This is a genomic window from Poseidonibacter parvus, assembly GCF_001956695.1.
Taxonomy (GTDB): domain Bacteria; phylum Campylobacterota; class Campylobacteria; order Campylobacterales; family Arcobacteraceae; genus Poseidonibacter; species Poseidonibacter parvus.
This window is the reverse complement of sequence record NZ_CP019070.1, coordinates 974,700-988,703: the sequence shown is the minus strand read 5'-3', so window position 1 is coordinate 988,703 and position 14,004 is coordinate 974,700. Positions and strand designations below refer to the sequence as shown.

The window sequence follows — 14,004 nt, the reverse complement described above, 5'->3', positions numbered from 1 at the left end:
CTCAATTTTCTTTAGTTAAATTTTTATATACAAAATCAACTTTTTCCTCATATGTCTTATATTCACTTTTTAAAGATTTATCATGTACAAAATAGTTAAGAAAAAGAAATATAACCAATAGTTTTATTAATATGAGTTTCCATAATGTTTTTCCAATAGTCATGTTTTTAAAACCATTAATATAAAAAGAGTAAATATTTTTGATATTCAACATAAAATCTCCTTTTGTTGACATATGTTCAAAATGATAACACTTTATTGAACATATGTCAAGAATATTTCAAGAGAATTTAGATATTATTTTAAACAAGGATAATAATGGGAAGAGAAAAAACAAAGAGAAACTTAACTTTTAAACCATCATTTAAAGAGTTTGTTCCTGAAAATAAAAAATATAATGCAGTTAGTACTTTATTAAATGAAGAGATGGAAGCTATATATTTAATGGATATTTTAGATTTATATCAAGAAGAAGCTGCTATTAGTATGCAAGTTTCAAGACCTACATTTACTAGAATATTAAAAAATGCAAGACAAAAATTGACAAGAGCAATAGTATATGGAAATAAGATATCAATTGAAGACGAAAGTACAAGTTATATTGTTGCTATTTGTAGTTCTAATAAAAATGATTTTGAATCTATGCTAGCAACTGATGAATTTATACATATTTATAAAATGCAAGAAAATGATGTAACTTTAATAAAAGTATTTGAAAATGAAGTTTTTATAAATAACTCAAAACCTGCAATTGTTTTACCTAAAATATTTTTAGATTTTAATGTAAATGTATTTGTATCAAGTAAGATAGGAGAAGGATTGAAAAACTCACTACTTTCAAAAGGGATACAAGCTTATGAGAAACAAATAAATAGTAAAAAAGACTTATTAACTATAATAAACTTTTGAGTTAAAAAAAGACAAATAATCCCAAGAAGGGATTATTTAAAGCATTTAAGCAAATGCTGGTTCTAAGAAAGGAATAATTTGTTTTTTTCTAGATAAACACCCATCTAACCAAACTTTTCCATCAACTAATTCTTTATTAAATGCTGTTTCAAAAATTGAATTATCAACAGAAGCTACTAAAATTTCTGAACCTTCTTTCATAATATCAGTTAAGATTAAACATGCTGTATGAAGATTCTTTTCTGCTCTTAAGTCTTCTAAATCTGCTTCTAAATCATCTTTTATTGAATCAAAAATAGCCAAATCAATTACTTCAAGTTGTCCAATTCCAACAGCATTTCCGTGCATATCAAAAGGTTTATAATCTCTTAAGATTAAATCTCTAACAGGAACACCTTCAACTGCTGATTTAACTTTAAACATTTCCATTCCAAGTGCAGCAAAATCATTAATACCAGCAATCTCCGCTAATTCTTTTACAATTTTCATATCAATTGGAGTACAAGTTGGTGATTTAAAAATTACAGTATCAGATAAAATTGCACATAACATAATACCTGCAATATTTACTGGAATTTCAACACCATGATAATCATACATTTCTTTTACAATTGTATTAGTACAACCAACAGGTCTAATCCAACACTCTAATGGAGTTGAAGTTGTAATATCACCTAATTTATGATGATCTACGATACCAACTACAGTCGCTTGATCAATATCAGCAGGTGCTTGACCTTTGTCTGAATAATCAGTGATAAATAATTCTTCACCTGCAAATTCAGTTTTTAATAATGGTGCTTCAAAACCAAACTTATCTAAAATAAATTGAGTTTCAGGAGAAACAGGACCTTGACGTGCTGGAATTGCTTCACGTCCAATTTTATTTAATAAATATCCTAATGAAATCGCTGAACAGATTGAGTCTGAATCAGGAGTTGTATGTCCACATGTATAAATTGCCATATTGTATTTTCCTATATTATATATTTTTGCCCATTTTATCTAAACTTTTGTTAGGAGTATTTTAAAGAACAATTACTAAAATTAATGTATAATAAACCTTTAAGGAGTAACAATGATTAGTAAAGCATTACAAAAAGAATTAATTATACAATTAAATAAAGAATTTCACTCAGCATATATTTATTTAGGTATGAGTGCATATTCATCTAAAGAGGGGTTTAATGGTGCAGCATCTTGGTTTTTAATTCAATATCAAGAAGAAGTATCTCATGGTATGAAATTATTTAAATATCTTGAAGATCAAAATGTAGAACTCTCACTTCCTACAATTGACGCTGTTAAAGTAGAATATAAATCATTACTTGATGTATTTAAAAAGTCATTAGCACATGAACAAACTATGACAAAAAATTTAAATAACTTATCTGATTTAGCAATGAAAGATAAAGATCATGCTACATATAATTTATTGCAATGGTATGTAACAGAACAAGTTGAAGAAGAAGCAACTGTTGGAGAGATTATTGACCATATTAAGCTTGTTGGAGATAATGGTTATGGATTGTATACAATTGATAAAGAACTAGCTTCTAGAAGTTTTGTAGATCCAACTCAAGAGTAAAAGCCTAGGCTTTACTCTTGAATTAAAAATTTTCCTTCTTTTCTATTTTTAACCAACTTAGAAGCATCAACTACAACACCATGCATAGCAAGATATATTCCATTTTCAACATTTGCACTTAAAAAGCCTAAAGCTTGCGAGAAATTCATTGTCGCTTCAACTTCATCAATACTCATAGGAACCATTGCACCTGTAAACACAATCTTTTTATTTTTTACTTGCTGTCTTAAAAATGCTGATGTTAAATCAACAGTATCTGTTCCATGAATTATAATAATATTATCATTTGCTGTTTCATTTACAGCTTTTGTAATAACTTGTCTATCATTATCATCCATATCCAAACTATCTTTTGAAACTATATTCTTAATTTCAAAGTTTACATTATGACAAGATTCAATGATTTTATTTAAAGCAATATTATCGCTTGGAACTTCTAGAATTCCTTTTAAAGGGTTATATCTTTTATTAAAAGTTCCACCTGTGTTTATGATAGTTACATTCATTATAGTACACTCGAATAATTATGAACCATATTTTTTGGATGAAGAAGTTTATCTAATTCTTCTTTTGTAAATAGTTCTTTTTCTAAGACAATATCATAAACTCTTCTGTTTGTTGCTAAGGCTTCTTTAGCGATTGCTGAGCATGTTTCATAACCTAAAATTGGATTTAATGAAGTTACAATTGTAACTGAGTTTAAAATATATTCCATACAAATATCTTCATTTGCAGTTATTCCTTTTACACACTTATCAGCAAGAGTATAAAATGAACGTCTCATCATATTAATTGAAGTAAAAAGTTTATAAGCAATAATTGGTTCAAAAACATTTAATTGTAATTGTCCCCCTTCACTAGCCATTGAAATCGTAACATCAGCACCAATTACTTCAAAAGCAACTTGGTTTACAACTTCAGGAATAACAGGATTTACTTTTCCTGGCATTATTGAAGAACCTGGTTGTACTTTTGGAAGATTTATTTCATTAAATCCAGCACGTGGTCCTGAGCTTAAAAGACGTAAATCATTACAAATTTTAGAAATTTTAATAGCAACTCTTTTTAAGATTCCAGAAATATGAACAAAAGCGCCTGTATCTTGTGTAGCTTCTATTAAATCTCCAGCACTTACATAATCAATACCTGTTACTTCTCTTAAATTACTTATTGCTTTTCTTTGGTATGAGTCTTTTGTATTAATTCCCGTACCAATTGCAGTTGCACCTAAGTTAACTTCTTTAAGCATTGCTTGGGCATCTCTTAATCTAAAAATATCTTCATCAATCATAACTTCATAAGTTTTAAACTCTTGTCCAAGTGTCATAGGAACGGCATCTTGAAGTTGAGTTCTTCCCATTTTTAAAACATCTTTAAATTCATGTGCTTTTTCATGAAAACAATCTCTTAAATATCGAAGTGAATCTTTCAATCTATAAATTAATTCATAAAGTGTGATTTTAATGGCTGTAGGATATACATCATTTGTTGATTGACTCATATTGATATGATTATTAGGATGAATAATATGATAAGCACTTCTTTTTTCACCAAGAATTTCTAAGGCTCTATTTGCAATAACTTCATTTGCATTCATATTAGTTGAAGTTCCAGCTCCTCCTTGAATAGGGTCAACTATAAACTGGTCATGAAACTTTCCATCTATTATTTCATTACAAGCTTGAATAATAGCATCTCTTTGTCTATCATTTAAATCACCTAATTCGAAGTTAGTCAAAGCACAAGCTTTTTTAACTTTTGCAAGTGACTTAATAAAAGTTGGAAATAAAGATATATCTGTATTTGTTATATCAAAATTTTCTTTTGCTCTTAATGTTTGTATTCCGTAATAAGCATTTTTTTCTATCTCTTTTTCGCCTAAAAAATCTTTTTCAATTCTGTGTTCTTCTTGCATTATTTGCCTTTTGTTTTTGTGTTAAAATCATATAAAACAAAAGTATATAAAAAGTGTGCTTTAATCTTTAAGAAGAGGCAGAATAATACAAAATTTAACTCCAGTATATTTTTCATCATTATAAGTAAAACTTGTATTTTTAGCTTCAATTTTTCCATTCATATGCCTAGATATTATCTCTTGAGAAATATACAGTCCAAGACCTGTACCTTGTGATTTATGTTTTGTAGTAAAATAAGGTTCAAAAATTCTTTTTAATAAATCTTTTTCTATTCCTCCTGCATTATCTTTTATTTCAATAATTGCATTTTGATTTTTCTCATATGCACTAACAAATATGTATTTATTCTTCGTATCCTCAGCAAAAGCATCTATTGCATTATTTAAAATATTTAATAAAACTTGTAAAAGTTCTCTTTCATATCCTTCAATTTTTAAAGTATTTATATCTTTTATAAAAGTTACTTTTTTAATATTTGATTGTGATAATAAAAGCCTAAAAGTTTTCTTAATAGGTTTTTCAATAAGAAAAATACTTTTCTCTTTATCTGGCTTAAAATAATCTTTAAAATCTTCAATTGTATTTGATAAATGCTCAGATGTTAAGATAATAATATCCAAAGAATCAAATAAAATTTTATCAGTCAATAAATCTGTTTCTTTTTGTATTTTTATTCCAGAAGAAGCTGTTGTAATTACAGATAAAGGCTGTCGCCATTGATGAGCAATATTTCCTATCATCTCTCCCATTGCTGCAAGTTTAGATTTTTGAGAAAGTAATTCATATTGTTTTTGATTTTCTTTTATTTGTTTATTTATATTTAATTTATATTCATTAAATCTTTTTTCAATAAGCTTAGAAATAAGAAAAGATATTAGTAAAAGTGCAAAAGTAACTAGCAAAGAGAGTAAATAAATATTCTTTAATTCATTATCATGTTTTTTAGCGAATTTTTCTTTTTCTTTATCAATTAAAACTTGCACTTCATCAACATAAAAACCAGTTGAAATCATCCAGTTCCATTTTGGTATTAGTTTACTATATATTATTTTTAATCTTGGTGTAATATTATTAGGTTTTGGAAACTTAATAGTTATATATCCACCAGCTTTTGAAATATTTCGTACTTCTTGTGTATTAATATTAACTTTATATTTTTTTGCAGCAGCACTAATACTTTTACCAAGAAGTTCACTGTTTGTATGTTTTATATATTTATTATTTTCATCTATAATTATGAGATATTTATTAGCATTATCAAAATCTATTAAATTAAACTCATCTAAAATGCTTTTTTTTACTTCTTTTGTAAAATCTTGAATATATTCGCCAGTTCCTATAAACCAATCTAATTCATAAATATTTTTTATAAAACCAATTTTTTTATAATCGTTCAAATCATTTTTATCTTTTCTAAAATACCACTCTTGAAATGATTCATCATTATTTTCTAATAAATCTAAGGATTCTTTTAATATAAACTCACCTTTACTATCTTGAAGATTTACTAAATTCTTTCCTTCAAAATCAGGTAATAAAGGATGAATAACACCAGTTGCATTTTTATCATAAATAAAAAAGTAGCCTCTATTATCATTAAATTTAATTGATTTTATAATCACATTTATAATATCTCTTATTTCTTTTTTAGAGTGAGTATCTTTATATTTTTTATAAATATTTGAGACTATCAAATGAACTTCATAAATTCTTGATTGAAGGGATTCTTTTAGATTTTTTTCTGTAGATTCTTGCTTTGAAATAATTTGAGAATAAATTGTTTCAATTTGTTCTTTTATGATTAATTTATTATTTTGAATAAATTTTTCTTCGATTTCTTTTTTTACATTCTCAAAATCAGATTTACTTTGAGAATGTAAAAATAAAGTTGCAAATATTGAGATTATTAAAATAAAAAATGGTAGAGCATATCTAATTATAAAAAGTAATTTGCTTTCATTTTTTAAGTTCATTTAATAATCCTTTTAGCTATGCACTCTTAAGAAGTTTTTTCAACCATTTTTCAGCTTTTTTTACATCATCAAATCTTTGTGACTTTGCAACTTGATCTTGACCTTCATAGAATCTTACTCTAATTCCATCTTCAACATGGTCAATTTTTGTTCTTGTGATTTTATTTAAGTTTAAAAAAACTCTTTCATTTAATTGTACAAACATTCTAATCCTTTGTTTTTCTTAATTTTAACATAAAGTTAAGAAATTTAAAGTAATTTATAAAAAATACTTTACATTTAAATTAAAACTAATTATAATTATCAAAAGAGAAAGGATTTATTATGACTACATTTTCAAATTCTAGTGTAAAAAGAAGCATGATTGATGAAATAAATTCTATTTTTATAGAATTTTTTGATGTATCAAAAAGCTTTTTATATAAACATCACAAAGTATTAGGATACTTTTAATATCCTAGTACAATTTTTTAATTAATTTTCTAACACCTTAATAAATCAGCACATTATAGAGTATTCATGATCCATATATTTACAGCACTTATTCCTATTTTTTCACTTATTATGATTGGTTATTTTTTTAAAAGAATAAAGTTTCCATCATATGATTTTTGGCCACAAGCTGACAAACTGACTTACTATGTTTTAATGCCTTCATTACTTATATATAAACTTTCAACTGCATCACTTGATTCAAGTAATAGTGTAAATTATGTATTAACTGCTTTAATTACAATATTTATAGTTTTACTAATATTGATGTTTTTAAATAAATTTTTAAACTTTCAAGAAGATTCATTTACTTCAATAGTGCAAGGTGGAATAAGATTTAATACTTATGTTTTTTTAGCTCTTGCAGATGCTGTATTAGGAGACAATGGAATTGTTTTAGCTGCAATTTTACTTACATTTGTAATTCCTTTTATAAATGTTTTATGTATTAGTATTTTTGCTTTATATATAAGTCAAAGTAAATTGACTTTTCTTTATTTAGTAAAATCTATTATTACAAATCCCTTAATAATCGGATGTTTTATTGGAGGAAGTATTAATTTTCTATCAATTGATATACCTATTATCTTAGAAAATACAATACAAATATTAGGACAAGCAGCACTTCCTTTAGGACTTTTATCTGTTGGTTTTGGTTTAGTTTTAAAAGAGATTAAAGCTTCAAAAAAAGATATTTTCACATCTTCTTTTGCAAAGCATTTAATCACACCACTAATTATGTTTTGTGTAGCTAAATACTTTGGTTTAGATGATACTATGATTTTAGTTTTATTGATATTTTCAGTTTTACCAACCGCGCCTAGTTCTTTTATACTTGCTCGTCAACTTGGTGGGAATATTGGTTTAATGTCTTCAATTATAACAGTGCAGACACTAATATCAGCACTGTTTATAATAGCAGTTTTAAACTTCTTTAACTAAAGTAGTCTCAAATCCTCTTTTGGGATTACGAGGAATTAAAAAAGATAAAACTACAGAAATAACAGCAATTAATCCGCCAATTATAAATACTAGTGAGTGAGAATATAACCAAACCAATCCTAATAAAACTGGCAAGAAAACAGCTGCTATATGATTTATAGTAAAAGAAACAGCACTTGCACTTGCAATATCTTTTGGGTCTGCAATTTTTTGAAAATATGTTTTAAGTGCAATTGCCATTGCAAATAAAAGGTGGTCAATTACATAAAGTGCAAAAGCTATATATAAATTATCAACAAAAGCATAAGATATAAAAACTATCACAAGTCCAATATATTCATATCGTAAAGCTATTCTTTCACCAAAAATTGAGATAAATTTTCCAATTTTAGGAGCTAGATACATATTTAAAACTGAATTTATAAAAAGTAATAAAACCATATTATGAACATCTACACCAAATTTTTCAACTAATAAAAATCCTGCAAAGACTACAAATATCTGTCTTCTTGCACCTGCCAAAAAAGTTAATGTGTAAAACAGCCAATACTCTTTTTTAAGTCTTATTTTACGCTCTTGAATAACTGTCTCTTTAAAATGTGTAAAAGCAATCCAACAAACAATAGAAAGTATTGCTGTAATCCCTCCAAAAATTAAATAGACATATTTATATTCAAGTGCCAAATAATTCATCAAAATATAAATCAAAATAAATACACTAAGACCTGTAAAAGATTTAACAGCAGATATTTTTCCCAAAATTATTGGAGCTTTTTTCTTATCAAGCCATTGAAGGCTCAAAGATTGATTTAAAGTCTCTAAATAATGAAACCCTAATGACATAATAATTGTTGTCATATACAAACCAAAAGCACTAGGGAAAAAGCCAGTTACTGCCGTTCCAAGTCCTAATAAAAGCATTGAAATATAAACTAGTCTTTGTTGTGCAATAAAAGCTAATACCAAAATAACTGTAAAGGCAAGAAAGCCAGGAATTTCTCTTAAACTTTGAAGTATTCCAATTTGGCTTCCATTAAATGAAGCTACTTCAATTGTAAAGTTATTAAGTAAACTCATCCAAGCTGAAAATGAAATAACCATAGAAATAGACATTACATAAAGCAGTGCAACTTTTGATGTAGTTATTTTAGTAAAAAAAGTTTTTCTCAAAGAAATACACCAATAATAACTTTAATAGCAAGAATTGTAAGAAGTACTTTTAAAAGCATTAAAAACTTTTTACCATCTATTTTATCTCTTAGCTTTGTTCCTGCATAAGAGCCTGCAACTGCTCCAATTATCATTGCAACAATAATTCCGATATAATCAAAAAATACAAAACCAAAATACATAAAAACGAACACTTTTAAAATATGAGTAATACTCATAAGTGCTGCTCCTGTTGCTACAACTTTGTCTTTATCTTTATAATCTTTTAAAAGTAAAGTCATAGTTAAAGGACCCGTTGCTCCTACAACTATAGATAAACCTGTTTGTAAAAACCCAACTAAATAGTAGTTTTCATATTTTTTAATCTTATCATTAAACTTTTGTGACCAAAGAGATAAAAGAATATAAACCCCAATAAATAAAGGAACATACTCTAAAGAAATCATAGATAAAATCGAAGCAAAAAGAGCAATTCCTGCAATAGAACCTATCAAAAACTTTGGTATTGTTTCATATTGTACATCTTTGTATCCAAAAACTGCACGTGAAAAATTACTTGACATTTGAGTTAATCCATGCACAGGTATTAAAGCATTTAAAGGTAAAAAAGCTGGAAGTATTGCAATTAGCATCATTCCCCCACCAATTCCTACAACACCTGCTATTGTTGAAGTGAAAAATGTAAGTAAACCTAAAAGTAGTTCATTCATAAAATTTCCTAAATATTAATATAAATTTAAAATACCCAATAATGCCTTATTTATCAAAAAAAGATATAATTTCTTAAAATTATAAAAAAAGAGACAATACAATGAAACAAATACTAATGACTATCCTACTTTTATCAACATCACTTTTTGCAAACTATGCTTATACAGGTGAGAACTCAGGGAAAATTGATATGCATGGAGGAAAAGGCGATAATCTATTAACAAATAAGAACAAGTTTTCAAATATAAGGATTAATCCTTTAAGTAATATTGGTATAAAAAAGCCTACAGCACCTAATAAACCAGTAGAACTTATAGAAAAGAAAAAGAAAATCACTGAAGATAAAACTGATTTAAAACCTACAAAATAAATATTTAAATAAACTAAATAAAATAAGAATCAAAAAAGACCTTGACAAAAGTTTTGATTCTTGTTATTATTCCAACAGACCAACTGGTTGGTTTTAAAAATATGTACAAAAATTAAAGGAAATAAAATGTCAAGATTAATAGAAGAAATTAAAAATTATCAAGAAGCTTTCAAGAAAAAAGCTCCACTAGAAATACAAGAAATCATGTTAAAAGCTACAAAAAAACTAGAAGAACAGTCAATTAGTAAAAATGCTTTAAAAGTTGGAGACAAAGCTCCTGATATGAAATTACCAAATGCTGTAGGGAAAGAAGTTTCTTTATATGAAACTTTAGAAGAAAATGACTTTGCAGTTGTAAGTTTTTATAGAGGTGTTTGGTGTTCGTATTGTAATTTAGAATTAAAAGCATTACAAGAAAAAAATGAGGAACTAATTAGTTTAGGTGCAAAACTATTAGCAGTATCTCCACAATCTCCAGATGCAAGTCTAAGCACAAAAGAAAAAAATGAATTAGCTTTTGAAGTATTAAGTGATAATGAAAACGTAATTGCAAAAGAGTATGGTTTAGTATTTTCTTTAGCAGAAGAATTAAGACCTATTTACTTAAGTTTTAATATTGACATTCCAGCAAATAATGATGAAGATTCATACGAATTACCAATGCCTGCAACTTATGTAATCAACAAAAATAAAGAGATTATTTTCTCATTTGTTAATGAAGATTATACAAAAAGATGTGAGCCACAAGATGTTGTTGATGCAATAAAAGCAGCAAAATAGTAAAAAATAATTAATAAATATAGGAGTTTACAATGAATACTACTTTAGCTTTTGATGTATATGGAACACTAATAAATACAAATGGCGTGCAAGTTTTACTTGAAAAGTTCATTCCAAATAAAGCAAATATTTTTTCTCAAACTTGGAGAGATAAACAACTTGAATACTCTTTTAGAAGAGGTCATATGCAAAATTATGTAGGGTTTGAAGTATGTACAGCTCAGGCTTTAGAGTATTCTTGTAAATTCCACGATGTAGAATTATCTTCAAAACAAAAAGAAGAACTAATGGCAATTTATGCAATTTTACCAAGTTTTGATGATGTAAAACCTGCACTTGAAAGACTAAAGCAAAAAGGCTTTAGACTTTTTGCTTTTTCAAATGGCAAAAAAGCAGCTGTTGAAAAACTACTAATAAATGCAGGAATAAGTGAATTATTCCTAGACGTTGTTAGTGTAGATGATATAAAAACTTTTAAACCTTCACCTGCTGTTTATGGACATTTTCTAAGAAGTGCAAATGTAAAAAGCAATGAAGCATGGCTAATTTCTTCAAATCCTTTTGATGTAACAGGAGCAATATCAGCAGGAATGAAAGCAGCTTGGATACAACGTTCTAGCAAAGCTATTTTTGATCCATGGGAAATACAGCCTACTATTACAGTTGATTCTTTAACACAATTAGCAAAACAATTAAATCATTAAATTAATATAAGATATAATACAAAAAAATTTAAAAGAGTTCTATGAGTACAGTAAGAGAAAAACTAATTGACGCAACCTTTCATGAAGTATTTAGTACAGGATATTCTGCTGCATCTTTAGCAAATATTTTAAAACGAGCTGAAGTCAAAAAAGGGGCAATGTATCATTATTTCCCCTCAAAAAAAGATATGGTACTTGCTATGATTGATGAAAAACTAGAACAAAGAACAAAAAATAAATGGGAAACAATTTTAAATGAAGATGGAAATCTTATTGATATTTTAATCTCAATACTACAAGATACAAAAAGTTTTAATCTAATAGAAGGTTGTCCTCTTGGCAACCTTTTACAAGAGCACTTAAATCAAGATGAAGATTTTACAAATATTTTAAATTCAATTCTAAATAAATGGAAAGAGATTTTTATTTCTATTTTAAATAAAGCAAAACAAAAAAATCAAATCAATCAAAATACAAACACTCAACAATGTGCTACATTTTTAATTGCTTCAATAGAAGGAGCAATTTTACTTTCAAAAAAATCTCAAGACAATCAAGATTTTGAAGACTGTATGATTCAACTTATTAACTATATAAATACTCTTAGATAAGTAAATAACACTGTTTTAGTTCTTTTTTTAGAAAATAAGGCATAATTAAAAGAATACATATTTTTTATATTTATATTCTATAGAAGGGCTTATAATGTTAAATGAACGAAATATAAAAAACTTTATTGTTTTAACTCCTCTACTTGGTGTTATATTAACATCATTTATTCTTACAAAGCTTTTTATATCTGAAGTAAAGTCTCAATATAAAACAGAAGTTCAACAATTATTAATTGACGAAGAAATAAAAGTAAAAGAAATAGTTAAAAATAGAATAGATAATATTATAAGTCTTTTAGAAAAAGATTACAATCAACAAATAGAAGCAGAAAAAGAAGATGTTAAAAATATTGTTGACATTGCTTATAATATAATCAAAAATACCTATAATAAAAATAAAGATAAAAGCAAAGACCTTATTCTCTCAGAAATCAATAATCAATTAAGAGATCTTAGATTTTATGAAAATTTATCTGGTTATTATTTTATTTTCTCAGATGAAGGCACTACCGTTTTACATCCACCCTTACCTCACTTAGAAGGTATAAACTATAAAGATTATAAAGATTATAAAGCAAAAAATACAATAAATAAGTTTATAAATTTTTTAGATAAAAATGATTATGGTTATATAACTTGGGAATGGTATAAACCACAAGAAACAACTATAAAACAAAAGATTGGATATTTGAAAAAATTTAAACCTTTAAATATTTTTGTAGGTAGTGCAAAATACAATGAAGATGTAGAAGAACATGTAAAAAACAAATTACAAGAATTATTAAATACTATTACTTATGACAAAAATAATTATATTTTTGCTTATGATAAATTAGGAAACACTATTTCTCATATTAAAAAAGAGTTAATTGGTAAAAATAGATTTAATTTATCTGTTGAAGGTAGGTTATTAATACAAGAAATTATTAATACTGCATTTAATACAAAAGGTTCATATATCAGTTATTTAGCTACGATTAATCCTCTTACAAAACAACCTTCTGAAAAAATTTCTTATATTAAATTGTTTAAAAAAACTAACTGGGCTATTGGTACTGGTATGTACAATAGTATTATGCTTAATAATATAAAAAAGAAACAATTATTAATGAAGGAAAACTTAGATTACACTATTTCAAAAGTTATTGAATATTCATTTTTAATTACAATTTTTAGTATGATCATAATGACTCTAATTTCGAGAAAAGTCGGAAATATAATTAATATCTATAAAAATGACTTAAAAGAAATAAATAATACATTGGAAATAAAAGTAAAGAATAGAACAAAAGAACTTGAAAATTCAAAAAATAAATTAAAAGAAATGGCATTAAGAGATCCTCTGACAAATCTTTATAATAGACGTTATTTTGAACATACTATAGAAAAATTAATCTCCTTAGCAATTAGGAGAAAAGAAAAACTTTGTCTTCTTATGTTGGATATAGATAAGTTTAAAAATATTAATGATACTTATGGTCATGATATTGGAGATGAAGTATTAAAAAAACTTGCAGACAACTTATTAGAGTTATTAAGAAACAGTGATGTTATTACAAGAATTGGAGGAGAAGAATTTGCTATTGTTTTTCCTAATACACCAATTGAAGCAGGATATCAAACTGCTGATAAAATAAGAAAAGTAATTGAGAATCTTAAAATTGAAGTAAAAAAAGATATTTTAATTAATTTTACTGTAAGTATTGGAATTACACTTTTTGATGAAAATAAAGATAAAGATGTACATAGTTTATTAAAAAGAGCTGACATTGCATTATATGAGGCAAAAGATAGTGGTCGAAATAAAGTAGTTATTTTTAATGAAAAGAAATAGCAAA

At 26.0% G+C, this 14,004-nt stretch carries 17 protein-coding genes; 9 read left to right on the top strand and 8 right to left on the bottom strand.

The annotated features are described in order from the left end of the window. Nucleotide 1: 1 nt before the first annotated feature. Nucleotides 2-214, bottom strand: a complete 213-nt coding sequence (locus tag LPB137_RS04885) for a DUF4492 domain-containing protein (protein WP_076085153.1) — start codon at nucleotides 212-214, stop codon at nucleotides 2-4. A gap of 104 nt (nucleotides 215-318) precedes the next feature. Between LPB137_RS04885 and LPB137_RS04880 the strand changes: the two genes are divergently transcribed. Continuing rightward, nucleotides 319-909, top strand: a complete 591-nt coding sequence (locus LPB137_RS04880) for a DUF134 domain-containing protein (protein WP_076085150.1) — start codon at nucleotides 319-321, stop codon at nucleotides 907-909. A 45-nt stretch (nucleotides 910-954) separates the two neighbouring features. Here the strand turns inward: LPB137_RS04880 and LPB137_RS04875 are convergent, their stop codons facing one another. Further along, the gene (locus tag LPB137_RS04875) at nucleotides 955-1,875 is read right to left on the bottom strand and encodes a manganese-dependent inorganic pyrophosphatase (RefSeq protein ID WP_076085147.1); all 921 of its coding nucleotides are present in this window, start codon (nucleotides 1,873-1,875) and stop codon (nucleotides 955-957) included. A 112-nt stretch (nucleotides 1,876-1,987) separates the two neighbouring features. On the opposite strand from LPB137_RS04875, the gene LPB137_RS04870 reads away from it, so the two are divergent. After that, nucleotides 1,988-2,497 (top strand): ferritin, encoded by a 510-nt coding sequence (locus tag LPB137_RS04870; RefSeq protein WP_076085144.1) that lies wholly within the window; start codon nucleotides 1,988-1,990, stop codon nucleotides 2,495-2,497. Between the two features lie 11 nt (nucleotides 2,498-2,508). Here LPB137_RS04870 and LPB137_RS04865 read toward each other — a convergent pair whose 3' ends face one another. Genes LPB137_RS04865 through LPB137_RS04850 form a run of 4 tightly spaced genes read right to left on the bottom strand, consistent with a single transcriptional unit; the run spans nucleotide 2,509 to nucleotide 6,591 of the window. After that, a complete protein-coding gene (locus tag LPB137_RS04865) occupies nucleotides 2,509-3,003 on the bottom strand; it encodes an asparaginase domain-containing protein (protein ID WP_076085141.1) in 495 nt (164 codons plus the stop codon). Continuing rightward, complete coding sequence (aspA, locus tag LPB137_RS04860; protein ID WP_076085138.1) at nucleotides 3,003-4,412, bottom strand: aspartate ammonia-lyase; 1,410 nt, start codon at nucleotides 4,410-4,412, stop codon at nucleotides 3,003-3,005. Before aspA ends, LPB137_RS04865 begins: the two co-directional genes overlap by 1 nt. Nucleotides 4,413-4,472: 60 nt before the next feature. Continuing rightward, nucleotides 4,473-6,386, bottom strand: coding sequence for a sensor histidine kinase (locus LPB137_RS04855; RefSeq protein ID WP_076085135.1), 1,914 nt, complete (start codon nucleotides 6,384-6,386; stop codon nucleotides 4,473-4,475). A gap of 16 nt (nucleotides 6,387-6,402) precedes the next feature. After that, a complete protein-coding gene (locus tag LPB137_RS04850) occupies nucleotides 6,403-6,591 on the bottom strand; it encodes a sodium-dependent tyrosine transporter (RefSeq protein ID WP_076085132.1) in 189 nt (62 codons plus the stop codon). A 119-nt stretch (nucleotides 6,592-6,710) separates the two neighbouring features. On the opposite strand from LPB137_RS04850, the gene LPB137_RS14725 reads away from it, so the two are divergent. Then, nucleotides 6,711-6,839, top strand: coding sequence for a hypothetical protein (locus tag LPB137_RS14725; protein ID WP_272936867.1), 129 nt, complete (start codon nucleotides 6,711-6,713; stop codon nucleotides 6,837-6,839). A 66-nt stretch (nucleotides 6,840-6,905) separates the two neighbouring features. Then, nucleotides 6,906-7,820, top strand: a complete 915-nt coding sequence (locus tag LPB137_RS04845; protein WP_076085129.1) for an AEC family transporter — start codon at nucleotides 6,906-6,908, stop codon at nucleotides 7,818-7,820. Here LPB137_RS04845 and LPB137_RS04840 read toward each other — a convergent pair. Further along, complete coding sequence (locus LPB137_RS04840; RefSeq protein ID WP_076085126.1) at nucleotides 7,803-8,990, bottom strand: MFS transporter; 1,188 nt, start codon at nucleotides 8,988-8,990, stop codon at nucleotides 7,803-7,805. The two genes, LPB137_RS04845 and LPB137_RS04840, sit on opposite strands and share 18 nt — an antisense overlap. After that, nucleotides 8,987-9,700: a sulfite exporter TauE/SafE family protein gene (locus tag LPB137_RS04835; RefSeq protein WP_076085123.1), complete on the bottom strand. Its 714-nt coding sequence runs from the start codon at nucleotides 9,698-9,700 to the stop codon at nucleotides 8,987-8,989. Before LPB137_RS04835 ends, LPB137_RS04840 begins: the two co-directional genes overlap by 4 nt. 101 nt (nucleotides 9,701-9,801) lie before the next feature. Here LPB137_RS04835 and LPB137_RS04830 point away from each other — a divergent pair, with 101 nt between their 5' ends. The 5 genes from LPB137_RS04830 to LPB137_RS04810 all read left to right on the top strand — a co-directional run bounded on the left by LPB137_RS04830 (nucleotide 9,802) and on the right by LPB137_RS04810 (nucleotide 14,000). Further along, the gene (locus LPB137_RS04830) at nucleotides 9,802-10,071 is read left to right on the top strand and encodes a hypothetical protein (protein ID WP_076085120.1); all 270 of its coding nucleotides are present in this window, start codon (nucleotides 9,802-9,804) and stop codon (nucleotides 10,069-10,071) included. Between the two features lie 126 nt (nucleotides 10,072-10,197). After that, nucleotides 10,198-10,851: a peroxiredoxin-like family protein gene (locus LPB137_RS04825; RefSeq protein WP_076085117.1), complete on the top strand. Its 654-nt coding sequence runs from the start codon at nucleotides 10,198-10,200 to the stop codon at nucleotides 10,849-10,851. Between the two features lie 32 nt (nucleotides 10,852-10,883). Continuing rightward, nucleotides 10,884-11,555 (top strand): haloacid dehalogenase type II, encoded by a 672-nt coding sequence (locus LPB137_RS04820; RefSeq protein WP_076085115.1) that lies wholly within the window; start codon nucleotides 10,884-10,886, stop codon nucleotides 11,553-11,555. A 41-nt stretch (nucleotides 11,556-11,596) separates the two neighbouring features. Beyond that, a complete protein-coding gene (locus tag LPB137_RS04815) occupies nucleotides 11,597-12,166 on the top strand; it encodes a TetR/AcrR family transcriptional regulator (protein WP_076085112.1) in 570 nt (189 codons plus the stop codon). Between the two features lie 94 nt (nucleotides 12,167-12,260). Next, a complete protein-coding gene (locus tag LPB137_RS04810; RefSeq protein ID WP_076085110.1) occupies nucleotides 12,261-14,000 on the top strand; it encodes a sensor domain-containing diguanylate cyclase in 1,740 nt (579 codons plus the stop codon). The last annotated feature ends 4 nt before the right edge of the window (nucleotides 14,001-14,004 follow it).

What these genes read in the sequence shown, in the direction of transcription:
- LPB137_RS04885 (WP_076085153.1), bottom strand. Translation starts at nt 214, where the DNA reads ATGTTGAATATCAAAAATATTTACTCTTTTTATATTAATGGTTTTAAA.
- LPB137_RS04880 (WP_076085150.1), top strand. Translation starts at nt 319, where the DNA reads ATGGGAAGAGAAAAAACAAAGAGAAACTTAACTTTTAAACCATCATTT.
- LPB137_RS04875 (WP_076085147.1), bottom strand. Translation starts at nt 1,875, where the DNA reads ATGGCAATTTATACATGTGGACATACAACTCCTGATTCAGACTCAATC.
- LPB137_RS04870 (WP_076085144.1), top strand. Translation starts at nt 1,988, where the DNA reads ATGATTAGTAAAGCATTACAAAAAGAATTAATTATACAATTAAATAAA.
- LPB137_RS04865 (WP_076085141.1), bottom strand. Translation starts at nt 3,003, where the DNA reads ATGAATGTAACTATCATAAACACAGGTGGAACTTTTAATAAAAGATAT.
- aspA (WP_076085138.1), bottom strand. Translation starts at nt 4,412, where the DNA reads ATGCAAGAAGAACACAGAATTGAAAAAGATTTTTTAGGCGAAAAAGAG.
- LPB137_RS04855 (WP_076085135.1), bottom strand. Translation starts at nt 6,386, where the DNA reads ATGAACTTAAAAAATGAAAGCAAATTACTTTTTATAATTAGATATGCT.
- LPB137_RS04850 (WP_076085132.1), bottom strand. Translation starts at nt 6,591, where the DNA reads ATGTTTGTACAATTAAATGAAAGAGTTTTTTTAAACTTAAATAAAATC.
- LPB137_RS14725 (WP_272936867.1), top strand. Translation starts at nt 6,711, where the DNA reads ATGACTACATTTTCAAATTCTAGTGTAAAAAGAAGCATGATTGATGAA.
- LPB137_RS04845 (WP_076085129.1), top strand. Translation starts at nt 6,906, where the DNA reads ATGATCCATATATTTACAGCACTTATTCCTATTTTTTCACTTATTATG.
- LPB137_RS04835 (WP_076085123.1), bottom strand. Translation starts at nt 9,700, where the DNA reads ATGAATGAACTACTTTTAGGTTTACTTACATTTTTCACTTCAACAATA.
- LPB137_RS04830 (WP_076085120.1), top strand. Translation starts at nt 9,802, where the DNA reads ATGAAACAAATACTAATGACTATCCTACTTTTATCAACATCACTTTTT.
- LPB137_RS04825 (WP_076085117.1), top strand. Translation starts at nt 10,198, where the DNA reads ATGTCAAGATTAATAGAAGAAATTAAAAATTATCAAGAAGCTTTCAAG.
- LPB137_RS04820 (WP_076085115.1), top strand. Translation starts at nt 10,884, where the DNA reads ATGAATACTACTTTAGCTTTTGATGTATATGGAACACTAATAAATACA.
- LPB137_RS04815 (WP_076085112.1), top strand. Translation starts at nt 11,597, where the DNA reads ATGAGTACAGTAAGAGAAAAACTAATTGACGCAACCTTTCATGAAGTA.
- LPB137_RS04810 (WP_076085110.1), top strand. Translation starts at nt 12,261, where the DNA reads ATGTTAAATGAACGAAATATAAAAAACTTTATTGTTTTAACTCCTCTA.